The sequence below is a fragment of the Reyranella sp. genome (assembly GCF_017305915.1).
In the GTDB taxonomy this organism is placed as follows: domain Bacteria; phylum Pseudomonadota; class Alphaproteobacteria; order Reyranellales; family Reyranellaceae; genus Reyranella.
This window is the reverse complement of sequence record NZ_JAFKJN010000005.1, coordinates 370,465-392,202: the sequence shown is the minus strand read 5'-3', so window position 1 is coordinate 392,202 and position 21,738 is coordinate 370,465. Positions and strand designations below refer to the sequence as shown.

At 68.3% G+C, this 21,738-nt stretch carries 23 protein-coding genes; 12 read left to right on the top strand and 11 right to left on the bottom strand.

Annotated features, from left to right (window positions below):
• Positions 1–554 (top strand): OmpA family protein (locus J0J01_RS01990; protein ID WP_296378460.1); only part of this gene is annotated, 554 nt, incomplete at its 5' end.
• A gap of 65 nt (positions 555–619) precedes the next feature.
• Here J0J01_RS01990 and J0J01_RS01985 read toward each other — a convergent pair.
• Entirely contained in the window at positions 620–1,945 is a 1,326-nt protein-coding gene (locus J0J01_RS01985) for a cyclic nucleotide-binding domain-containing protein (RefSeq protein WP_296378459.1), read from the bottom strand.
• 167 nt (positions 1,946–2,112) lie between these two features.
• Between J0J01_RS01985 and J0J01_RS01980 the strand changes: the two genes are divergently transcribed.
• Positions 2,113–2,538, top strand: a complete 426-nt coding sequence (locus J0J01_RS01980; RefSeq protein WP_296378458.1) for a type II 3-dehydroquinate dehydratase — start codon at positions 2,113–2,115, stop codon at positions 2,536–2,538.
• On the opposite strand, the gene J0J01_RS01975 is transcribed toward J0J01_RS01980, so the two are convergent.
• On the bottom strand, positions 2,535–3,431 hold the full coding sequence (locus J0J01_RS01975; RefSeq protein ID WP_296378457.1) for a pyridoxamine 5'-phosphate oxidase family protein: 897 nt from the start codon (positions 3,429–3,431) through the stop codon (positions 2,535–2,537). The two genes, J0J01_RS01980 and J0J01_RS01975, sit on opposite strands and share 4 nt — an antisense overlap.
• Complete coding sequence (locus J0J01_RS01970; RefSeq protein WP_296378456.1) at positions 3,428–3,823, bottom strand: GFA family protein; 396 nt, start codon at positions 3,821–3,823, stop codon at positions 3,428–3,430. The genes J0J01_RS01975 and J0J01_RS01970 overlap by 4 nt, the downstream gene beginning before the upstream one ends.
• A gap of 94 nt (positions 3,824–3,917) precedes the next feature.
• Here J0J01_RS01970 and J0J01_RS01965 point away from each other — a divergent pair, with 94 nt between their 5' ends.
• Positions 3,918–4,886, top strand: coding sequence for a LysR substrate-binding domain-containing protein (locus tag J0J01_RS01965; RefSeq protein WP_296378455.1), 969 nt, complete (start codon positions 3,918–3,920; stop codon positions 4,884–4,886).
• Here the strand turns inward: J0J01_RS01965 and J0J01_RS01960 are convergent.
• The 3 genes from J0J01_RS01960 to J0J01_RS01950 form a co-directional block, all read right to left on the bottom strand.
• The gene (locus J0J01_RS01960) at positions 4,810–6,294 is read right to left on the bottom strand and encodes an inorganic phosphate transporter (RefSeq protein ID WP_296378454.1); all 1,485 of its coding nucleotides are present in this window, start codon (positions 6,292–6,294) and stop codon (positions 4,810–4,812) included. The two genes, J0J01_RS01965 and J0J01_RS01960, sit on opposite strands and share 77 nt — an antisense overlap.
• Positions 6,295–6,392: 98 nt before the next feature.
• Positions 6,393–6,608 (bottom strand): hypothetical protein, encoded by a 216-nt coding sequence (locus J0J01_RS01955; RefSeq protein WP_296378453.1) that lies wholly within the window; start codon positions 6,606–6,608, stop codon positions 6,393–6,395.
• A gap of 122 nt (positions 6,609–6,730) precedes the next feature.
• Complete coding sequence (locus tag J0J01_RS01950) at positions 6,731–7,639, bottom strand: DUF1194 domain-containing protein (protein WP_296378452.1); 909 nt, start codon at positions 7,637–7,639, stop codon at positions 6,731–6,733.
• Between the two features lie 223 nt (positions 7,640–7,862).
• On the opposite strand from J0J01_RS01950, the gene J0J01_RS01945 reads away from it, so the two are divergent.
• The 4 genes from J0J01_RS01945 (at position 7,863) to J0J01_RS01930 (ending at position 11,442) form a co-directional block, all read left to right on the top strand.
• Positions 7,863–9,071, top strand: a complete 1,209-nt coding sequence (locus J0J01_RS01945; protein ID WP_296378451.1) for an acyl-CoA dehydrogenase family protein — start codon at positions 7,863–7,865, stop codon at positions 9,069–9,071.
• 128 nt (positions 9,072–9,199) lie between these two features.
• Positions 9,200–10,135: an ABC transporter ATP-binding protein gene (locus J0J01_RS01940; RefSeq protein WP_296378450.1), complete on the top strand. Its 936-nt coding sequence runs from the start codon at positions 9,200–9,202 to the stop codon at positions 10,133–10,135.
• 21 nt (positions 10,136–10,156) lie between these two features.
• Positions 10,157–11,116, top strand: a complete 960-nt coding sequence (locus J0J01_RS01935) for a J domain-containing protein (RefSeq protein ID WP_296378449.1) — start codon at positions 10,157–10,159, stop codon at positions 11,114–11,116.
• Positions 11,113–11,442 carry a chaperone modulator CbpM gene (locus J0J01_RS01930; RefSeq protein WP_296378448.1) on the top strand — a complete coding sequence of 110 codons (330 nt, stop codon included), beginning with the start codon at positions 11,113–11,115 and terminating at the stop codon, positions 11,440–11,442. The genes J0J01_RS01935 and J0J01_RS01930 overlap by 4 nt, the downstream gene beginning before the upstream one ends.
• A 392-nt stretch (positions 11,443–11,834) precedes the next feature.
• On the opposite strand, the gene J0J01_RS01925 is transcribed toward J0J01_RS01930, so the two are convergent.
• Together J0J01_RS01925 and J0J01_RS01920 are read right to left on the bottom strand one after the other, a co-directional pair.
• Positions 11,835–14,111, bottom strand: coding sequence for a xanthine dehydrogenase family protein molybdopterin-binding subunit (locus J0J01_RS01925; protein ID WP_296378447.1), 2,277 nt, complete (start codon positions 14,109–14,111; stop codon positions 11,835–11,837).
• Positions 14,108–15,157, bottom strand: coding sequence for a threonine aldolase family protein (locus J0J01_RS01920; protein WP_296378446.1), 1,050 nt, complete (start codon positions 15,155–15,157; stop codon positions 14,108–14,110). The genes J0J01_RS01925 and J0J01_RS01920 overlap by 4 nt, the downstream gene beginning before the upstream one ends.
• Before the next feature lie 54 nt (positions 15,158–15,211).
• On the opposite strand from J0J01_RS01920, the gene J0J01_RS01915 reads away from it, so the two are divergent.
• The 5 genes from J0J01_RS01915 (at position 15,212) to J0J01_RS01895 (ending at position 19,046) form a co-directional block, all read left to right on the top strand.
• Positions 15,212–16,042 carry an enoyl-CoA hydratase-related protein gene (locus J0J01_RS01915; RefSeq protein WP_296378444.1) on the top strand — a complete coding sequence of 277 codons (831 nt, stop codon included), beginning with the start codon at positions 15,212–15,214 and terminating at the stop codon, positions 16,040–16,042.
• Positions 16,043–16,149: 107 nt separating this feature from the next.
• Positions 16,150–17,382, top strand: coding sequence for an LLM class flavin-dependent oxidoreductase (locus J0J01_RS01910; RefSeq protein ID WP_296378443.1), 1,233 nt, complete (start codon positions 16,150–16,152; stop codon positions 17,380–17,382).
• 103 nt (positions 17,383–17,485) lie between these two features.
• The gene (locus J0J01_RS01905; RefSeq protein ID WP_296378442.1) at positions 17,486–18,259 is read left to right on the top strand and encodes an alpha/beta hydrolase; all 774 of its coding nucleotides are present in this window, start codon (positions 17,486–17,488) and stop codon (positions 18,257–18,259) included.
• A gap of 42 nt (positions 18,260–18,301) precedes the next feature.
• Positions 18,302–18,646 (top strand): hypothetical protein, encoded by a 345-nt coding sequence (locus J0J01_RS01900; protein WP_296378441.1) that lies wholly within the window; start codon positions 18,302–18,304, stop codon positions 18,644–18,646.
• Positions 18,647–18,671: 25 nt separating this feature from the next.
• On the top strand, positions 18,672–19,046 hold the full coding sequence (locus J0J01_RS01895; protein ID WP_296378440.1) for a hypothetical protein: 375 nt from the start codon (positions 18,672–18,674) through the stop codon (positions 19,044–19,046).
• 119 nt (positions 19,047–19,165) lie between these two features.
• Here the strand turns inward: J0J01_RS01895 and J0J01_RS01890 are convergent, their stop codons facing one another.
• Genes J0J01_RS01890 through J0J01_RS01880 form a run of 3 tightly spaced genes read right to left on the bottom strand, consistent with a single transcriptional unit; the run spans position 19,166 to position 21,725 of the window.
• The gene (locus J0J01_RS01890) at positions 19,166–19,477 is read right to left on the bottom strand and encodes a hypothetical protein (protein WP_296378439.1); all 312 of its coding nucleotides are present in this window, start codon (positions 19,475–19,477) and stop codon (positions 19,166–19,168) included.
• Positions 19,474–20,481 carry an NADPH:quinone oxidoreductase family protein gene (locus J0J01_RS01885; protein WP_296378438.1) on the bottom strand — a complete coding sequence of 336 codons (1,008 nt, stop codon included), beginning with the start codon at positions 20,479–20,481 and terminating at the stop codon, positions 19,474–19,476. The genes J0J01_RS01890 and J0J01_RS01885 overlap by 4 nt, the downstream gene beginning before the upstream one ends.
• 20 nt (positions 20,482–20,501) lie before the next feature.
• The gene (locus tag J0J01_RS01880) at positions 20,502–21,725 is read right to left on the bottom strand and encodes a cytochrome P450 (protein ID WP_296378437.1); all 1,224 of its coding nucleotides are present in this window, start codon (positions 21,723–21,725) and stop codon (positions 20,502–20,504) included.
• Positions 21,726–21,738 lie beyond the last annotated feature (13 nt).

Sequence of the window (21,738 nt, the reverse complement as noted above, 5' to 3'; positions counted from 1 at the left end):
CGACCGACACCACGCAGTTCGCCTACCAGGCGATCCTCGGCGTCGGCTACAACATCGACCCGATGTTCCGCGTCAATTTGGACGCGCGCTACTACGGCACCACCAGCCCGACTTTCGTGGGCAACAGCTACAGCAACAACAACATCAGCGCGATGCTGAGCTTGCAGGTGAAGTTCGGCGCGCCGACGGTCGCACCGCCGCCGCCGGCCCCGCCGGCCGCCCAGACGAACTCCTTCATGGTGTTCTTCGATTGGGACCGCTCGAACCTGTCGCAGCAGGCCATGGCCACGATCCAGCAGGCGGCCAACGCCTTCAAGACGAAGGGCAGCGCCCGCGTCGTGGCGACCGGCCATGCCGACCGCTCGGGTCCGGAGAACTACAACATGGCGCTGTCGCTGCGCCGCGCCAACGCGGTCAAGGACGCGCTGGTCCAGAACGGCGTGCCGGCGACGGCCATCTCGGTGGTCGGCAAGGGCGAGAGCCAGCCGCTGGTCCCGACGGCCGACGGCGTGCGCGAGCCGCAGAACCGCCGCGTCGAGATCGTGGTGCAGTAAGCAAGGGCCGATCGATCGGCCCGACGGAAAGGGCGGCCTCGGCCGCCCTTTTTGCTGCCTCCAGACTAGAGCGGCGCCAGCTCGAGCAGGGCGAGGTAGAGCGCGAACAGGAAGCCGCCGACCGCCGGCAGCACCACCGTCGAGCCGCCCTTGTGCAGGGCCTCGGGGATCATGGCGTGTGTGACCAGCGCCAGGATGGCGCCGCCGGCGATTGCCTGGGCCATCACCGCGGCCTCGGACTCCGAGTTGCTGATGAATACCTTGCCCACCACTGACGCAACGATGCCGGCCACCAGCACGGTCGACCAGATCAGGAAGATCGAGCGGTTCGCGAAGCCCGCGCGGCGCAGCATCGCGGCGCTCGCCGCCGCCTCGGGGATGCCGCCCAGGAACATGCCGAGGATCAGGGTCAGCGACAGGCTTTCCAGCCCCGAGAATTTGGCGCCGATCACCAGGCAGCCCGGGATGGTGTCGAGGATGTTGCCGAACACGATGGCCAGGCCGACGCCCTTGCCGGCCTTGGTCTCCTGCAGCAGCTTGTGCTCCTCGCTGCGGCTGAGATGCTCGAGGCTCTCGGCGGCATGCTTGGCCCACACGCCGGGATCGACCTTGGACGTGCGCAGGTTCGAGATCGCGCGCACGTGGCTCATCTTGCGCACCTGCTCGCTGAGGAACGGATCCTCGGCCAGCAGCCTGTCGAAGTCGGCCTTGTCTATCACCAGCAGGTGGCTGTCGATCTTGGCGCGTACCGTCGCGGTGCGGGTGCCGCCGCTCAGCAGCGCCATCTCGCCGAACGCCTGGCCGTTGCCGAGCTCGGCCAGCGTCTGGCCGGCCTTGTCGTGCACCACCTCGACGGTGCCGCGGGCGACGATGTAGAGCGCATCGCCCCGGTCGCCCTCGCGGAACACGACCTCGCCCGCGGCGATGTTGCGCTCCTGCACGCGGTCGAGCAGCGGCTCGATCTGCTCCGCCGGCAGATGGCGCAGCAGGCTGCATTGCGACAGCAGGCCGAGCTTCTCGCCGACCTCCGCGCGCTTGCGATTGAGCGCGTACTCCATGAAGCGCGAGGGGTAGCGCAGCGCCGCGCCCTTCTGCTCCAGGAACAGCGCGCAGACGTAATAGACCACCGCGCCGATCGCGAAGCCGCCGGCAACCTTGATCCAGGCGAGGTGGACGTCGTTGCCGTGCGCGGTGAGGGCGTGCGCACCCTCGAAGCCGAGCTCGATCGCCAGGGCGGCAATCAGCGAGCCCGCCGCGAAGGCCAGGATGCAGGCCAGGAACCGGCGCGAGAAGTTGAGATGGAGGCCCATCGCTGCGCCCAGCATTACCGAGCTGGTGGTGAACAGGCCGAGCAGGCCCGCCTCGACGACTTGCAACAGGTTGACGGCCACGCGCTTTTCCCCAGGGCGGCTCCCGCTCCGCCATCTGACGATAATGTGACGGCAGCCGGGTGCGCTACCGGCGTTTGCGCGCAGCGCGCCGGTTCAGTTCAAACGAAAGTTGTTTTATGGTCGGGCTTGTCGCCCTGAGGTAAGCCCGCGCCGCGAAATCGACAATCATGAAACTCCTGCTCATCCAGGGCGCGAACATGGAATATCTCGGCCGGCGCCAGCCCGAACTGTACGGGACCACCACGGCCAAGGAACTCGATGCCATGCTGCGCCGCCGCGCCCGCGAGCTCGGCGTCGGCCTCGACATCCTCTACACCAACACCGAGGGCGAGGCGGTGTCGGCGATCTACCAGGCCGACCGTGCCGGCGTCGACGGCGTGCTGTTCAACCCGGCGGGCTTCCTGCATGCCGGGCACGCGCTGCGCGACTGCCTGAAGTCGATCCGGGCGCCGGCGATCGAGATCCACATGACCAACATCGAGAAGCGCGGCTACGGCTCGATCACCGCCGAGGCCGCGGTCGGCACGATCGCGGGCTTCGGCGTCGATTCCTACCTGCTGGCGCTGCAGGCGATGGTGACGCGGCTCGGCTAGCCGACCGGAGTCGCGAGCGTGGTCGGCGCGAAGTCGCCGAACCTCCAGTCGAAGGGCAGGGCGGCCGGCCGGCGCCAGCCACGCTCGACCGCGACGCGCCAGCGCCGAGGCTCGCCCGACCAGTCGATCGTGACGGTGCCTTGCAGTTGCAGCAGGTCGCCGGTCGCGAAGTCGACGAACAGCAGGCCGGCGCGCGGATCGCCCAGCAGGTTGCCCAGCGTGTTGAAGAAGCGGTTGCCGCGGAAATCGGGCACGACCAGCGTGTCGCCCTCGGCCGCGGCGAAGCCCGGCCGGCCGCCGCGATGCGACATGTCGAGGCCGCCGTCGCCGATGCCGGTGCGCGAGCGGCTGGCGACGAAGAAGGTGTCGGCCGTCTCGATCAGCCGGCGCGCCGGCGCATCGAGCGCGGACAGCGTTTCGGTCGCTCGCGCCGGCCGCGCGTGCGGCGTCGCGAACCGCGTCTGGATGTACTGCGCGCAGTTGCCGAAGCTTTGCTCGACAGCGACGCTGAGGCCCGTCCCGTCGCGCGCGGCGTTGCGGCCGTTGGCGCGGTTGCGGCGGCGGGTCGAGAGATCGAGGCCGAGCAGGCCGATCGGTTGGCCGGCCGCGAAGCCGCCCGCCGCCGGATCGCCCGAGCCGGGCAGGGCATCGAGGCGCAGGGTCACGGGATCGGGCGAATGCACGAAGCCCGCCGGCCCCCACAGCATCGAGGCGAGCGGCGCGCCCGCTTCGTCGAGAGTCGCCGTGAACAGATAGGGCAGCAGCGGGAAGAACTCCCGATGCTGCGGCGGCATGAACGGCCGGATCGCCGCCCGCCCGGCGCGCTCGCCGGCAAGCGTCTGGGCCCTCAGCTCATCCTCGTGGAAGGAGAGGAAGCCGTCCGGCGTGCTCATGCCAGTCCCTCCGGCAGCTCGGGGAACGCCGCCTTCGGGTCGTACCAGGAGGCGCCGTCGGAGCGCCAGATATGGACCTGCGGCCGGTCGGTGACCGCGGTGTCGAGGCAGCCCAGGCGCAGCAGCACCACCGGCTGCGCCACCCGCTCGGCCATCAGGTGCGAGCCGCAGCGCGTACAGAAGCGGCGGAACTTGCCGGGCGAGGATTCGAAGGCGCCCAGCAGCTCAGCTCCGCGCGTCCAGCGGAACGCCTCGCGCGGCACCGCGGTGACCGAGGAGAAGGCGGCGCCGTGGGTCTTGCGGCAGGTCCGGCAATGGCAATGGACGATGCGCGACAGGGCTGCGTCGGCTTCATAGGCGACCGCCCCGCACAGGCAGCTTCCGGTCAGCATGGGACCCTCCGTGTAGACAACCAATATGCGGATTGTCCGGCGGCACCGGAACAGACATGATCCGAACTCAGTCTTCCAGAGAATGGAATAATCCATGGACCGCCTGGACGAGCTCGCGATCTTCGTGCGCATCGTGGAGGACGGCAGCCTGGCCCGCGCCGCCGCCCGCCTGCGCCGCTCGCCGCCGGCGGTGACTCGCGCGCTGGCGGCGCTCGAGGGCCGGCTGGGCGTGCGCCTGGTCGACCGCACGACGCGGCGGCTGGCGCCGACCGAGGCCGGCCGCCTGCTCTACGACAAGGCGCGCGGGCTGCTGGGCGACTACGAGGCGGCGACGCTGGGCGTCCGCGAGGCGCCGGTGCGCGGGCTGCTGCGGATCGCAGCACCCGTCCAGTTCGGTCGCCGCCACGTCGCGCCGATCGCGACAGCCTTCCTCGACGCCCATGCCGACCTCGAGGTCGAGCTGCTGCTGAGCGACCGCAACGTCGACCTGATCGACCAGGCGATCGACATCGCCGTGCGCATCGGCCCGCTCGCCGATTCGGGCCTGACCGCGCGGCCGGTCGGCGCGGTGCGGCGGCTATGGGTCGCGAGCCCCGCCTATCTCGAGGCCCGCGGCACGCCGCAGACGCCGGCGGCGCTCAGCAGCCACGAGGCGGTGCTCGGCACCTTCCGCACGGCGCAGTCCTGGACCTTCGCAAGGGCGCGGCGCGCGGCCGTCCGGGTCGCCGGGCGGCTCAGGGTCGACGATGTCGAGACCCGCCTGCAGGCGGTGCTCGATGGCCGCGGCATCGGCCAGTTCCTGTCGTACCAGGTGGCCGATGCGCTGATGGCCGGCCGGCTCGTCCGTCTGCTGCGCGCCTTCGAGCCGCCGGTCCTCCCGGTTCATCTGCTGACCAAGGGCCGGACCAACCGGCCCCCGAAGATCGAGGCGTTCCTGGGCTTCGCCGCCGAACGCCTTCAGGCCTTGCCCGTGCTCGCGGACACAATCAGAGGATCCGCAGCACGAGGAACAGGCCGGCCGCGAACAGCGCCGAACCCAGGATCACGCAAGCCGGCAGGGTGAGCACCCAGGCCAGCAGGATGTTGCGTAGCGTCTCCTTCTGCAGGCCCGAGCGGTTGGCCGCCATGGTGCCGGCGATGCCCGACGACAGGATGTGGGTGGTGCTGACCGGCAGGCCGAACCCGTCGGCCACGCCGATCGTGGTCATGGCGACCAGCTCGGCCGAGGCGCCCTGCGCGTAGGTGAGGTGCGACTTGCCGATCTTCTCGCCGACGGTGACGACGATGCGCTTCCAGCCGACGGTCGTGCCGAGGCCGAGCGCCACCGCGACCGCGATCTTGACCCACAGCAGGATGAAGTCGGTCAGGCCCTGCAGCTCGCTGCGCAGCTTCGCAAGCGCGGCCTTGTCCTTGGCGTCCTTGATCGTGCCCGCCTTGTTGAGCTTGGCGATGCCTTCCTCGACCAGGTAGACGTCGCGCCGCACCCGCGAGCGCTGCTCGGGCGTGAACTCGCTGACCGACTTCACCGTGCCGAGCGCCAGCGCCACGGCGCCGTTCTTGACCGCGAGCGAGGTCATGGTCTGGTCGGTCGGCTTGCCGCTGGTCAGGAAGCGCGACAGCTCGGCATCGGCGACGTCGTTGGCGAGCCTGTCGGACGCATCCGGTCCCTTGCCGAACACCGGCGCCGCGGCCTGCGAGGCGGCGACGATCGACTGCAGCTTGCTGGCCGCGGCATCGAGATTGAGGGCGTAGGTCGCCGGCACGATGCCGATCAGGATCAGCATGATCAGGCCCATGCCCTTCTGGCCGTCGTTCGAGCCGTGCGCGAAGCTGACGCCGGTGCAGGTCAGCACCAGGATGCCGCGGATCCACAAGGGCGGCGGCGTCTTGCCCTCGGGCGCCCGGTAGAGCGCGGGATTGCGGATGACGACCTTCGCGGCGAGCAGCAGCAGGCCGGCCGCGACGAAGCCGACCACCGGCGAGATCAGCAGCGCCATCGCCGTGTCCTGCACCTTGCCCCAGTTGACGCCTTCGCCGAACTGCTGGCCGCTCGAGATCAGCGAGTTCATCAGGCCGACGCCGACGATCGAGCCGATCAGCGTGTGCGAGGACGAGGCCGGCAGGCCGAGATACCAGGTGCCGACGTTCCAGATGATCGCCGACAGGAGCAGCGCGAACACCATCGCGAATCCGGCGCCCGATCCGACGTTCAGGATCAATTCGACCGGCAGCAGCGCCACGATGCCGAAGGCGACCGCGCCGGTCGAGGTGAGCACGCCGAGGAAGTTCCACAGGCCCGACCAGACCACCGCCTGGGTCGGCGTCAGCGTGTGGGTGTAGATCACCGTCGCCACCGCGTTGGCGGTGTCGTGGAAGCCGTTGACGAACTCGAAGCTCAACGCCAGCGCCAGCGCGGCGAACAGCAGGATCACCGTGCCGATGCCGACCGGGCCGCCGAAAAACGATTCCATCGTTATCCCCCTGTACCTGCTTGCCTCCGGGTTCGCAGGCGCGATCGCCCCACGATCTTCGTGGCCGCCCGCGAACCCCGATTGCGCCGATACGACGCCTAGTGTTTGCCGTGATGCTCGGCGTGATGCTTGCTCGCCTCGCTCGCGTGATGCGTGGCGTGCGCGGAATGGCCGTGCGCCGAATGGGCGTGATGCGCGGCCTTCTCGTGGGCGTCGGACTCGTGATGCCTGGCGGCCTCACGATGATGCCGGGCGGCGTGCTCGTGGTGCTCCGCGGCGGCGTGATGATGCTCGACGATCTTGTCCTTGGACATGCATGCCCTCCATGGGGTGAGCGGCGAAGCCACGCTTCGTCGCCCGACCGACTGTAGGAAGGGGATGTTGCACGGCCGTTAAGTTGCGGCCGCAGTCAGTGTGAGGTCAGGCGGGCGTGGACTCAGTCGGGCGTGACGCCGAAGCGGCGCTGCCAGAACTCGCGGCTGCGCCGCTCGCCGACGTCGCAGCCCAGCTCGTACTCGGGCCGCACGAACTTGGTGTAGTCCTCGTCCTCGCGCACGCGCGACGGCCGGCCGGTCTGTGCCAGCTGCGTGCCGTCCGGCAAGGGTCCGAGGCCGATATCGGTATCGGGCCGCGGGCCCCAGTGAGAACCCAAGTCGGCCACTTCCTGCAGCAGCTTCTTCCGCACCGCTCTCGGGAAGTCCTCGAAGCTGCGCGCGACCTCGACGAAGGAGCGCGGGCCGCCGGTCACGCAATGCAGATAGTAGCGGTCGAGGTCGGCTTCGTTGGGGAAGCCGAACGGGTTGGGCCGGTCGTTCATGATCGGCAGGCCGTTGATGATGATCTTCTCCTTCAGCGCCTCGTAGCGTATCTCGGTGACCATGCCGCCGTCGTTGTTCGAGCCGTCGCCCGAGATGTCGAGCACCTTGCGCTGCGGCTCGTAGGGGCTGCGGCCGAACAGCGGGATCGCGTAGCGGATCGCGCCGCTGATCGAGGTGCGCCGCGCGATCGAGATCGGCATGTCGCTGAGGCGGCGGGCGAAGGCTGCGATCGCCGCCTCGCTGTCGAGCAAAGTCCAGTCGATCAGCAGCTTCTGCATCCAGCTGTCGGACCATTCGTAGTAGGCGACGGCGATGCGGCCGTTCGGTCCGCCCAGGATCGCCTTGACGATCACCGGATCGCTGAAGGCGGCGACATAGCCCTCGCGCTGCAGCTTGGCTTCGTCGGGATCGATGCTGCCGGAGATGTCGATGCCCAGCGCCAGCGCGAGGTCGACGTCCTTCTTGTCCTGCGCCGCCGCCGGCAGGGCGAGCAGGATCAGGGTGAACAGCCAAACGAGAGTACGCATGCACGCCTCCTGGTCGATCTCGTTGAGCCCTGGGCGGCGACGCAAAAAGCATACCGCCCCCGCAATGGCGCTGCTAGAGCGCATGCCGTCCGGCTCGCCGGATGGGATGCGCCCGTGTGATCAACATCGCCAGTGCGCGCGTTTGGAGCCAGATGGAACCGCAAGCGGTTCCATCTGGCTGCAAACCGCTCTAGCCTGGGCCGAAAGAAGGAGAGAAACGCCGATGGATCTCAGCCTCAGTGCGGAGGATCAAGCCTTCCAGGACGAGGTGCGCCGCTTCCTCGACGACAACCTGAGCGAGGATCTGCGCGAAGCCGGCGCCAAGACCGGCGGCGTGTTCGCCGACTTTGCAGCCGGTCTGCGGTGGCACAAGGTGCTGGCCAGGCGCGGCTGGTCGGCGCCGAGCTGGCCCCAGGAATATGGCGGCACTGGCTGGAACGCCACACAGCGCTACATCTTCGCGCGCGAATGCACGGCGGTGGACGCGCCGCGCATCTTCTCGATGGGCCTGCGCATGGTCGGGCCGGTGATCATGAAGTTCGGCACGCCCGAGCAGAAGGCCAAGTACCTGCCGAAGATCGTCGCCGGCGACATCACCTTCTGCCAGGGCTACTCCGAGCCGGGCTCGGGCTCCGACCTCGCCAGCCTCAAGACGCGCGCGGTGCGCGACGGCGACGACTACGTGATCAACGGCACCAAGATCTGGACGACCGGCGCCCATGTCGCCGATCACATGTTCTGCCTGGTGCGCACGGCGGCCGAGGGCAAGCCGCAGGACGGCATCTCCTTCGTGCTGATCGATTCGATGCAGACGCCCGGCCTCAGCGTGAAGCCGATCGTGACGCTGGCCGGCGACCACGAGGTCAACCAAGTGTTCTTCGACAACGTGCGCACGCCGGTCGCCAACCGCATCGGGCCGGAGAATGCCGGCTGGACGGTCGCCAAGTACCTGCTCGAGTTCGAGCGCGGCGGCGACGCCTACACGCCGAACCTCTATGCCCGTATCGAGGACGTGCGGCGCATCGCCAGGGAGGAAGCCGCCGACGGCTCGGGTCGGCTGATCGAGGAGCGCGGCTTTGCCGAGCGGCTGGCCGAGGCCGAGATCGCCATCCAGGCGCTGGAGATGATCGAGCTGCAGGTGCTGTCGGATCTCAGCAAGGGACGCAATCCCGGCGCCGTCTCCTCGCAGATGAAGATCCGCGGCAGCGAGACCTTGCAGGCGCTCGATCATCTCGGCGTCGAGGCGCTCGCCTGGTACGCGGCGCCGTTCGAGCCCGAGGCCCGTACGATGGGCCGCAACGAGCCGACCGTGGTGCCCGACCTCGGCCTGACGGCGATGCCGCTCTACCTCAACAACCGGGCGGCCACGATCTACGCTGGCTCCAACGAGATTCAGCGCAATATCGTCGCCAAGGCCGTCCTGGCCCTCTGATTCAGGGGACCGCGGGATTCTAGCCCGCTCATGAGCGCGCAGGAAGCGCGCGCTCCAATGAGAAGGGAACGTGGACAACCTTTCCGCGTTTCCTTGCGATGCCCTCAGCCACGCTTCCAACCACGATCATGGGTTACGTGCTGCGCACCTCGGGTAAGCACCAACTCGGGCTCGCAGCGCTGGCGGTAGGGGTGTTCGGGCTGACCTCCGTGCCGCTTGAGATCCAGCGCCGCATCGTCAACGACGCCATCAAGAACGGCGCCACCGAGACGATCGTGTGGCTGGCCATCGCCTATGGCGGCGTGGCGCTGCTGGAACAGGCCTTCAAGCTGGCGCTCAACGTCTATCGCGGCTGGGTCAGCGAGGATGCGGTGCGGACCTTGCGCCGGACGCTGCGCGAGGTCGGCCTGCACGAGCCCGCGCATCGCGACGTGAACCGCGAAGCCAAGAGCGAGGCTACCCCGGACGATGACAGCGAGACCGGTACGCACGCCGCCATGGTCGTGTCCGAGGCCGAGCCGATCGGCGGCTTTGTCGGCATGGCGATTTCCGAGCCGCTGCTGCAGGTCGGCATCCTGGTCAGCGTGATCGGCTACATGACCTCGCTCGAATGGTGGGCGCTGCTGCTGAGCGCGAGCTTCCTGCTGCCGCAACTCCTGTTCGTGCCGATGCTCCAGCACGCCATCAACATGCGGGCGGCCGAGCGGGTGACGACGCTGCGTCACGTCGGCGGCGACATCGTCTCGAGGGGCGTGCCGGAAGAGGAGGGCATCCAACGCGTGTTCGAGCTGAACATGGGCATCTACAAGATCAAGTTCAGCATGAACCTGGCGATGAACTTCATGTATCACGCCGCCGTCGCCATCGCGCTCGGCGTGGGCGGGCTGATGGCGGTGCAGCACAAGCTCGAGGTCGGAACGGTGGTGGCGATCGTGTCGGGCCTGGGCAAGCTCAACGACCCGTGGGGCGACCTCGTGAACTGGGGCCGCGAGCTCTCGGTCGATTCGGTGAAGTACCGGCTGTTCGCCGATGCCGTGAGCCGGCGGGGCCTTGCAACCGCCTGAACCCGCACAATATTTGGGGCCATGAGCGATCCCTATACCGTCCTGGGGGTGAGCCGGACCGCCTCGGACGAGGAGATCCGCAAGGCCTTCCGCAAGCTCGCCAAGAAGCACCATCCGGACCTCAATCCGGGCGACAAGGCTGCCGAGGCGAAGTTCAAGGAAATCTCCCAGGCCAACGAAATCCTCTCCGACGCCGAGAAGCGCCGCCGCTTCGACGCGGGCGAGATCGACGCGACCGGCCAGGACGTGCCGCCGCGCGGCTTCTATCGCGACGCGGCCGGCGGGCCGGGCGGCTTCAAGTACAGCCGCGGCGGGGGCCACGAATCCTTCGCCGACATGGGCGACATCTTCGAGATGTTCCGCCAGCGCAGCGGCGGGGCGCGCGGCTTCGGCTTCGGCGGCGAGCGCCCGGGCTTCGATGAGCAGGGCTTCGACATGGGCGGCATGCCGCTGACCTATTCGCTCAGCGTGCCGTTCCTGGTGGCGGCGCGCGGCGGCAAGCAGCGGGTCGGCCTGCCCGACGGCCGCACGCTCGACATCGACGTGCCCGAGGGCACCGCCGACGGCACGACGCTCAGGCTGAAGGGGCAGGGCATGCCCGGCCGCGAGGGCCAGCCCGCGGGCGACGCCTATGTCGAGATCCGCGTGCAGCCGCATCCCTTCTTCGAGCCGCGCGACAACGACGTCCATGTCGAGCTGCCGGTCACCGTCACCGAGGCGGCGTTGGGCGGCAAGGTCAAGGTGCCGACGGTCGGCGGCCCGGTGATGCTGAACATCCCGGCCGGCTCCAACACCGGCAAGTCGCTGCGGCTCAAGGGCCGCGGCCTGCTCGACCGCCGCACCAAGCAGCGCGGCGACCAGTATGTGAAGCTCAAGGTCGTGCTGCCCGACGCGCCCGACGACAAGTTCAAGGAATTCCTCCAGTCGTGGGAGCAAGGCAAGGCGTACGATCCGCGCGCGGCGATGGAGCCGTTCACATGACCACGCTCGCCGAGCTGCTCAGCCTGCACGACCGGCTGACCGCGATGCATGTCGAGCGCTGGGTGGCGCGTGGCCTGCTGCGGCCGACCGGCAGCGGTGACGCCTGGAGCTTCGAGCAGATCGACGTGGCGCGCGTGCGCCTGCTGGCCGAGCTCGAGGGCGACATCGGCTTCGACAACGAGGCGGTCGAGACGATCGTCGGCCTGGTCGACCAGGTCCACACCCTGCGCGGCCAGCTCGACCTGCTGGCGCACGCGATCGCCGCGCAGCCCGTCGAGATCCGCGAAGCCCTCGCCGCCGCGCTGCGCCGCCTCGGCCGCACTTAGAGCGAAATTGGTCTTGCTGAATCGCGCGCCGCAATCCTCCCCTTTTGACTGGGGCGGAAGGCTGCTCACTTTGTGGATAACCCGCCGCGTGGCGATTCCATTATGGGCAATGGACTACCGATTCGAGCCCTAATTTCTTAGAAAAAAAGCCAGTCCATTGCCCGTAATAGGTGTTCGGCGCGCCCTGATGCAGTGTGGCGCGCATGATCAGTCGCGTTGCGCCCATCGCCGTTGCCCTCGTCCTCCGCTATCGCCGCTTGGCGGCGAAAGCGGGTGTTTTTCGAGGGGGTGGGGGGTGTCGGTGGATTCGTGGACTCTCGGGCGAAAACGCTGATCCATCAAAGACTTGGGAGTCCAGTCAGAAGTCCGCTCCGGTGGACGATCGTGGACTTTTACCGGCCCTTGGCGAGCGCTTGCCAGACCTTCTCGGCCGTGATCGGCATGTCGAGATGGCGCACGCCGAACGGCGCCAGCGCATCGAGCACGGCATTGGCCACCGCTGCCGGCGCGCCGTTGGTCGGCAGCTCGCCGACGCCCTTCAGGCCCATGAAGTTATTGGGCGAGGGCGTGACGATGGTCTCGATCGCCATCGACGGCAGGTCGTCGGCACGCGGAAGCGCATAGTCCATCAGGGTCGCGGTCAGGAGCTGTCCCGTCTCCTCGTCGTACTTCGCTTCCTCCATCAGCGCATTGCCGACGCCGTGGGCGATGCCGCCGTGGAGCTGGCCCGCCAGCAGTCGCGGGTTGATCACCACGCCGCAGTCCGCGACCTCGGTCAGCCTGTCGAGCGTCACGGCGCCGGTGTCGCGATCGATCTCGACCTCGCAGACCATCACCGCGGTCGGGAAGGTCTCGATCTTGTCGGCGAACGTGGCATCGCCCTCGAACGGCTTCCACGCCGCCAGCTCGAACAGGCCGATGCGGCGGTCGGTGCCGACCACCTCGAACTGCCCATCGCGATAGGCGATGTCGGCCGGCGCCGTCTCCAGCCGCTCGGCGGCTGTTTCGCGGCCGCGCTGGATCACCACGTCGGCCGCGCGCTTCAAGGTCGTGCCGCTGATGATGGTCGACGAAGAGCCGCCGGTGCCGCCGCCATGCGGGATGGTGCGGGTGTCGCCCTGGCGGACCTCGATGCGCTCGACCGGCACGCCGAGGCCCTCGGCGACGACCTGCGCGAAGACCGTCTCGTGCCCCTGGCCCTGGCTCTGTGTGCCGGCATACGCGATCAGCCGATCGGGCGTCACCTGGATCACGGCATGTTCGTCGGCGATGCCGCCGGTGCCGTGCAGGTGGCAGGCGACGCCCAGGCCGCGCAGCTTGCCCCTGGCCTCGCTGGCGGCGCGGCGCGCGGCGAAGCCTGCTTCGTCGGCCGCCCTCAGCGCCGTCTCGAACAGGCGCGGCGCATCGGCGGCATCGTAGGTGTAGCCGCTGGCCGCCTTGTACGGCATGTCGCTACCGTGCAGGAAATTGATCCGGCGCAGGTCGGCCGCCGTCCGGCCGGTCTCGCGGGCGGCGATGTCGATCAGCCGCTCGAGCAGGAACAGCGCCTCGGGCTTGCCGGCCCCGCGGATGGCGTCGACCGGCACGGTGTTGGTGAAGGCGCAGTCGAACAGGATGTGCATCGCCGGGATGCGGTAGAGACCCGACATCACCTTGGCGAGGCCGGTGGTCGGGATCGACGGCGCGAACATCGACAGGTAGGCGCCGAAGTTCGCCTCGGCCTTCACGCGCAGCCCGAGGAACCTGCCGTCGGCGTCGAGCGCCAGCTCGGCCGAGGCGACGAGGTCGCGCGAATGACTGTCGGACAGCGCATGCTCGGCGCGATCGGCGCTCCAGCGCAGCCCGCGCCTGAGCTTGCGTGTCGCCCAGGCGATCAGCGACGACTCGGGAGAGATCGGATACTTCGGCCCGAAGCCGCCGCCGACGTCCTGAGTCACCAGCCGCAGCTTGTCCTTCGGCAGGTCGAGGACCTTCTCGCACATCAGCCGATGCGGGATCTGCACGCCCTGCGAGGCGAAGGTGACGGTGACGAGGTCCTCGGCCGCGTCCCAGGCCGACCATGCGGCGCGCGTCTCCATGTAGTGCACGACCTGGCGCGGCGAGCGGATCGACAGCGTCGAGACATGCGCGGCCTGGGCGAAGGCGGCAGCAGTTGCGGCTTCGTCGCCGCGCGGCCACAGGCACATCAGGTTGCCGGGCGCCTCGTCGTGGACCAGCGGCGCGCCGGGCGCCAAGGCCTGGGCAACGGTGACGACGGCGGGCAGGGGATCGTAGTCGATCGCCAACATCTCGGCGGCGTCGCGCGCCTGGTCGAGCGTTTCGGCGACGATCATCGCGGCGATGTCGCCGACATGGCGGACCTTGCCGACCGGCATCGGCAGGTGCGGCGGCTCGCGATGGCGGTTGCCTGCGGCGTCCTTGATCTCGCTGATGCAGGGCAGGTGGCCGAGCCTGTCGGCGGCCGTGTCCTCGGCGGTGTAGATCGCCGCGATGCCGGGCAGGGCCAGCGCCTCGGCCTTGTCGATGCCGACGATCCGCGCATGGGCGTGCGGCGAGCGCACGAACAGCACCGCGAGCGCCTCGCGCGGTGCGGTGTTCTCGGTGTAGCGGCCGCGCCCGGTGAGGAAACGCTGGTCCTCGCGCCGCTCGAGCGGCTGGCCGATGCTCACGCCGCCATCACGTCGCTGATGACCTTGAGCGCGGCGTCGATGTCGGCACGGTTGACGTCGAGATGCGTCACGGCCCGGATGCGCGTGGTGCTGCCGGCGCTGGTGCCCATGCCGACGCCGCGCTCGTTGCAGGCGGCGACGAACTGCGCGCCGGTCATTCCCGGCTTCTTGATCTCGAAGAACACCAGGTTGGTCTGCATCTTGGCGACGTCGCAGTCGAGGCCCCTGACGTTGGCGAGGCCGGCCGCGAGATGGTGGGCGTTGTCATGATCCTCGGCCAGGCGATCCCAGTTGTGCTCCAGGGCATAGAGCGCGGCCGCGGCGATCACGCCCGACTGGCGCATCGAGCCGCCCAGCATCTGCTTCTGGCGCCAGGCTTCCTTGATGAAATCCTTGGAGCCGGCGAGGCTCGCGCCGACCGGCGCGCCCAGGCCCTTGGTGTAGTCGAGCCACAGCGAATCGGTGCAGGCGGCATAGTCACGGGCTTTGGTGCCGGACTTCACGGCGGCGTTGCACAGCCGCGCGCCGTCCATGTGGACCGCGAGGCCAGCATCGTGCGCGACCTTCGACACACCCTGCAGCGTCGCCAACGGCCATACCGTGCCGAAGCCGCCGTTGGAGGTGTTCTCGACCGAGACCAGCCGCGAACGCGGGGCGTTGCGGCTGTTGGGATCGCGCAGGGCGGCCTTCACCTGGTCGGCGGTGAACACGCCGTTGGGGCCGTCGAGCATGCGGATCATGACGCCGGAATTGGCCGCCGTGCCGCCGGTCTCGGCGTTGATGATGTGGGCGGTCCTGTCGGCGATCACCTCGTCGCCCAGCCGGCAATGGACGCGGATGGCGGCCTGGTTGCACATCGTGCCGCTCGGCATGAAGACGGCGTCCTCCTTACCCAGGATCTCGCAGATCCGGTCGCGCAACCGGTTGACGGTGGGGTCCTCGTACTTCTGCTCGTCACCCACGTCGGCCTCGGCCATGGCTTTCCGCATGCCGGGCGAGGGTTTGGTCTTGGTGTCGCTGTAGAGATCGATGAACCGATTTTGCATGGCGTACGTTGTTCTCCTGCGCCACCATACCGGCAAACCCCGGAGGGAGGAAACATGAGCCAATTTGCGGCTCAGCCTGCATCGCAGGTCATGCCGGAAGAGCTGCTGTATCGCGTCGATGGGCCGATCGCGACCGTGACGCTGAACGCGCCGCAGCGCATGAACACCATCTCCGGCCCGATGCTGAAGCAGCTCACCGATGCGCTGGTGAAGGCAGCGGAGGATCGCGAGGTGCGGGTGATCATCCTCACCGGCACCGGCCGCGCCTTCTGCGCCGGCCTGAACCTCGAGGCGCAGAGCAAGGGCACCGACAATCTCTCGGTCGGCTCGGGCGCCACGCCGACCAACATCGATCTGCGCAACACGCCGCCGCCGGTGCTGCACGCGCTCGACAAGCCGGTGATTGCCGCCCTCAACGGCTCGGCCGCGGGCTACGGTCTCGACCTGGCGCTCGGGGCCGACATTCGCGTCATGGCGCAATCGGCCAAGCTGGCGGCCTCCTACGCCAAGCGCGGCGTGCTGCCCGAGTCGGGCGGCACCTGGTACCTGCCGCGCATGCTGGGCTGGGCCAAGGCGTCCGAGCTGATCTTCACCGGACGCACGCTGAACGCGCAGCAGTCGCTCGAGCTGGGGCTGGTCAACCGCGTCGTGCCCGACGCCGAGGTGATGGGCACCGCCCGCGAGCTGGCGCTGGAGATCGCGGCCAACGCGCCGCTCGCCATCCAGGCGGCCAAGCGCATGATGCGCATGGCCTGGAACGAGCCGTTCAACGAGCATGTTCATCACGTCTTCCTGCAGCTCCTGCCGCTGATGCAGACCGAGGACATGAAGGAGGGCATCAAGGCCTTCCTCGAGAAGCGCGAACCCAAGTTCACGGGGCGATAGATGCTGCCGTCGCACCGAGCGAAGCCGAGGGGCCTCTTTTCGTCGGCCGCGAAAAGAGGTCCCTCCACTCCGCTGCGCTCCGGTCGGGACGACGAGGGAGGGATGCGATGAAGTTCACCTGGTTTCACCTGATGCCCTGGCCGCACATGCCGGACGACTTCCGGCAGAAGCACCGCTCGGTCTGGGTCGATCTGCCCAACAGGATGTACCAGCCGGAGCTGGGTCACATCGCCTACCACCAGTATCTCGACCAGCTCGAGTACGCCGAGAAGGTGGGCTTCGACGGCATCGGCGTGAACGAGCATCACGCCAATGCCTACGGCCTGATGCCGTCGCCCAACATCATGGCGGCGACCTTGACGCGGCGGACCTCGAAGGCGGCGCTGGTCGTGCTGGGCAACTCGATCGCGCTCTACAATCCGCCGCTGCGCGTGGCGGAGGAGATGGCCATGCTCGACGTCCTGTCGGGCGGCCGGCTGATCGCGGGCTTTCCGGTCGGGACGTCGATGGACACCAACTACGCCTACGGCACGATACCGTCGCTGACCCGCGAGAAGTATGCCGAGGCGCACGAGCTGATCCGCAAGGCCTGGGCGGCCGACGAGCCGTTCGCCTTCAACGGCCGCTACACCAAGCTGCGCTACGTCAATTGCTGGCCCAAGCCGATCCAGAATCCGCCGCCGGTCTTCATCCCGGGCGGCGGCTCGGTCGAGACCTACGACTTCTGCCTCGACAACACCTATTCCTATTCGTACCTCAGCTACTCGGGCTACCTGCGCGCCAAGCTGCTGATGGAGGGCTACTGGAAGCGGGTGGCCGAGCGGAAGGCCGACGAATCGCCCTACCGTGCGGGCTTCGCCCAGGTGATCTGCGTCGCCGACACCGATGAAGAGGCCGAGCGGCTGTACGGCCCGCATGTCAGCTACTTCTACAATCGCTGCCTGCACGTCTATCCGGGCTTCGCCGACGCGCCGGGCTATCGCACCATCAAGACCATCCAGACCGGCGCGCTGTCGCAGTTCGCGCCGGGCACCGGCCGCGACTATCCCAGCATGAGCTGGAAGGACCTGACCGAGGGCCGCTACATCGTCGCCGGCTCGCCCGAGACGGTGCGCCAGCAGATGGAGGAGCTGATCAAGACGCTGCGGGTGGGCAACGTCTTCTGCCTGCTGCATATCGGCGACATGCCCGACGACAAGGTGCGCCATTCGACCAGGCTGTTCGCCGAGAAGGTGATGCCGCATCTGCGCAACCTGTGGCCGGACTGGAAGAATCACGATGACCGCTTCTGGTGCCATCCCATGCACGAGCCGGTGCCGACGCGGATCGCTGCCGAATGACGGCCCGTGGCCGTCACCCCGAGGCTTTGCGAGGGGTCTTTCCGCAATCCATAGAGTCCTCGCTGAAGCGCGGGGATTACCCCGCGCGACTCGGAATGACACGATGCTGACGTTCAAGAATCCGCCCACTCGCATCGAGGTGGTGCAGACCGGTAAAGGCCGCGACCTCCTGTTCCTCCACGGCGCCGGCGGCCACATGCCGAACGATCCGCTGATCGCGGCGTTGGCCACCAAGTATCGCGTCTCCGCGCCCCTGCTGCCGGGCTACGGCCGGTCGGAGGGCGAGGAGGGCTTGCGCGACATGCTCGACGTGACGCTGCATGCGCTCGACGTGCTGGAGAAACTGAAGCTCAGCAAGCCCATCGTGGTCGGCCATTCGATGGGCGGCATGATCGCGGCTGAGATGGCGGCGATCGCCCACACCGAGATCGAGAAGCTCTGCCTGCTGGCGCCGGCCGGGCTGTGGCTCGACGACCATCCGATCGCCGACATCTTCGCCAAGCTGCCCTACGAGCTGCCGTCGCTCTTGTTCCACGACGCCGAGGCGGGCCGCCGGATCCTGACTGCGGGCGGCGGCGACATGGGCGACATCGAATTCCTGAAACAATTCCTGGTCATGAATGCCCGGCGGCTGGGCATGGCCGGCAAGCTCCTGTTCCCGATCCCCGATCGGGGACTGGCGGGGCGGCTGTACCGGGTCACGGCCAGGACGCTGATCGTCTGGGGCCGGGAGGACGTGCTGATCCCGCCGGTCTATGGCGATGCCTTCAAAAAGGCGATATCCAAATCGAAGCTCGTCCGGATCGGCCGGGCGGGCCATGCGGTCGGACAGGAGAAGCCGGCCGCGGTGCTTGACGCGATCCAAGACTACTTTTGATGACGGGGGAGCAGGGGAGCGATGAGGACTTTGACGCTGGGGATGGCCCTTGCTCTTTTCGGCATCGGTGCCGCCTGGGCCGAGGCCGCGGTCTACAGCCTGACCGGCATGGGCACCGGCGTCGCCGGCACCTCCAGGTGCGCGACTTATCAGATCACCATCGACGTCACCGTGGACGGCAAGGCCGTGAAGGGCCTGTTCAAGCAGCAGGGCCGGCCGGAGCGGGCGTTCACCGCCACCCTCGACGACAAGGGCGCCTTCAAGACCAAGGCCGATGTCGGCGAGGGCAACACCATGGATGTGAACGGCACGATCTCGGACAAGGAAGGCCGCATCCTGCTCGACGGCTATTGCAAGTTCGAAGGCAAGCTCAGCCGCAAGTCGTAGTTCTTTGATCAGGGAGACGAGTACCGTGACCAAGCAAGCGATCCTCGCCAGTGTTTTCGCCACCGCTCTGTTCGCTGGCGCGGCTTTTGCCCAGCAGGCGGCCTATACCTGGACCGGCATGGGCCAGAACGTGGCCGGCAGCTCCAAGTGCGACCGCTACAAGATGACGATCAACGTCACGGTCGAGGGCAACGCGGTGAAGGGCCAGTTCCAGCAGGAAGGCCGCGACCAGCGCCATTTCGAGGCGACTCTCGGCCAGGGCGGCGTGTTCAAGACCAAGGCCGTGGTCGGCGGCGGCAACACCATGGACGTGACAGGCACCATCAACGGCACGGAGTCCAAGGTGCTGCTCGACGGCTACTGCAAGTTCGACGCCAAGCTCGGCAAGAAGACCAGCTAGAGCATATTCCGTTCGGCTGGAATCAGCCGAACGGAATATGCCTGCTGCAACAACAACCCCCGTGCGCGCAATTCCGAGCAGATGGAACCGCGAGCGATTCCATCTGCTCGGAATTCGCTCTAACCTTCCGGCACCGCCAGCGCGATCTGCTCCAGGCAGGTCTGGCGCTTGAGGCTGTAGTTGGACGGCGTCCGCCAGCGGTCGCCGTTCTCGGCGACGTGGCTCAGATCTTCGATGTGCAGGCAGCGCCATTCACCCTTGAACGGCAGGCTGCTGGTCGTCTCGCCGCGATACTGGAAGACGAAGGCGGCCGGGACGTTCTTCGAGGTGAAGCCCACGGCATGCGGCGCGAAATGCCGGCGCGTGCGCTTGTGGATCGCCGTCAGGCAGCGCTTGTCGCGGATCGCTTGTGCGAGGATGTCAAGGATCATTCAATCGTAACGGCGACCCGGCCGGTGACGCTGCGCTCCAGCAGAGCCTGCATCGCCTGCGACGCCTCCTCGAGCCTGTAGGTGCGGTCGACATGCGGCCGGCAGAGCCCCGCCTCGCACCAGCCGCGGATGCGCTCCATCAGCGCGAAGGTGCGGTCGGCCTCCTCGAAGCGCGCATCGTGCGGGCTCCAGCCGACATAGTAGCCGTAGTTGAAGCCCATCACGGCGATCGACTTGACCAGCAGGATGTTGGCAGGGACCTGCGGGATCGTGCCGCCGGCGAAGCCGATCGGGCAGATGCGCGCCTCGACCGCCATGCAGCGCAGCGACTGGGTGAACACCTCGCCACCGACCGGATCGTAGACGCGATCGACGCCGCGGCCGCCGGTGAGCTTCAGCACCTCGTCGCGGAAGTCGGCGGCCCGGTAGTCGATCACGTGGTCCGCGCCGCGCTCCTTCGCGAAGGCTACTTTGCGCGGCCCGCCCGCGGTCGCGATCACCGTCGCGCCCAGGATCTTGCCGATCTCGACCGCCGCCATGCCGACGCCGCCTGCCGCCGCATGGACCAGCAGGGTCTGGCCCTTCTGCACGTCCAGCACGTGCGGCCAGGTCAGCGACCCCGCCGAGGTCGGATAGGAGATCGCGAGCTGGATCGCCTCGACGAAGCCCACGGTCTTCGGCTTCGGGAAGACATTGACCTCGTGAGCGACGGTCTCCTCGGCGAGCCCGCCCCAGTCGAGCACCGCCACGACCTCGTCGCCGACCTTGAGGCGTGTGCAGCCCGGCCCGACCTCGGTGACCACGCCCGAGCACTCCGTGCCCGGCGCGAACGGCAGCGGCGGCTTGCGCTGGTACTTGCCGGCGATCACCAGCGTCGTCGCAAAGCTCACGCCCGCCGCCTTGATGCGGATGCGCACCTGGCCGTCCTTGAGCGGCGGCGGCGCGACCTCCTCGAGCGCCAAGTCTTCGGGGCCGCCCCACCGGCGGCAGATCATCGCTTTCATGCCGCCGACTATAGCGCGCCCTATAGCAGGACCGGCAGGCTCTTCACGCCGCGCAGGATCAGCGAATCGTGCCACTCCGGCTCGCCCTCGCCGCTGAGCCGGATGCCGGGCAGGCGCTCGGCCAGGCGCTGTGCGGCGATCTTCGATTCCAGACGGGCCAGCGGCGCGCCGAGGCAGAAGTGGATGCCGTGACCGAAGGTCACGTGCGGGTTGGCCGGCCGGCCGATGTCGAACCGCTCGGGATCGTCGAACGCCTCGGGGTCGCGGTTGGCCGAGTTCATGAAGGCGAAGACGCGCTGGCCCTCGCGGATCGCCTTGCCGCCCATCTCCAGGTCGGCCGCCGCCACGCGCGCCAGCGCGCCCGACGGGCCGTCGTAGCGCAGATATTCCTCGACCGCCAAATCGGCCAGGGCCGGATCGGCGACCAGGCGCTGCCACTGCTCGCGATTCTTCATCGAGTAGAGGAAGCCGTTGCCGATCAGGTTGGTCGTGGTCTCGTGGCCGGCGAATAGCAGCAGGATGCAGGTGCCGATGATCTCGTCGGTCGAGAGTGCGTCGCGGTCGTCGCGCGCCAGCACCAGGTGGCTGATCATGTCGTCGGTCGGCGCCGCGGCGCGCGCCTCGATCAGGCCGCCGAAGTAATCGGACATCGCCTTCGCGCCCGCCTCGGCACGCAGGTACTTGTTGCCGGCGACCTGGGCGGTGCCGATGAACAGCGCGATGTCGTCCGACCACAGCTTCACCCGGTCGAGATCGGCGCGCGGCACGCCCAGCAGGTCCATGATCACCGAGGCCGGCAGCGGATAGGCGAAGTCGGCGATGAAGTCGACCGGCTCGCCGCGCCGCGCCCGCGCCTCCATGCTGTCGATCAGGTGGGCGACGATGCCCTCGATGTTGGGCCGCAGGTTCTCGACCGAGGTCGGGGTGAAGGCCTTGGTGAACAGCCGGCGCAGGCGGGTGTGGTCGGGCGGGTCGCGGAACACCATCCAGTGATTGAGGTAGCGCACCAGGCTCTCGATCGAGCCGCGCCGGTACTCAGCGTTGGTCTTGAAGAACGGGGTCAGCCGGTCGGCCGAGATCTGCCGGTTGTTGAGTGCGACCTGCTTCACATCGGCGTAGCGGGTGACGATCCAGGCCTTCATCGCCGGCGACCAGTGCACCGGGTCCTCGGCGCGCAGCCGCGCGAACTCGGGGAACGGGTTGGCGTTGGTCTCGGGCCGGCCGAGGTCGAAGACGTACGACATGGCCTGAGGCTAG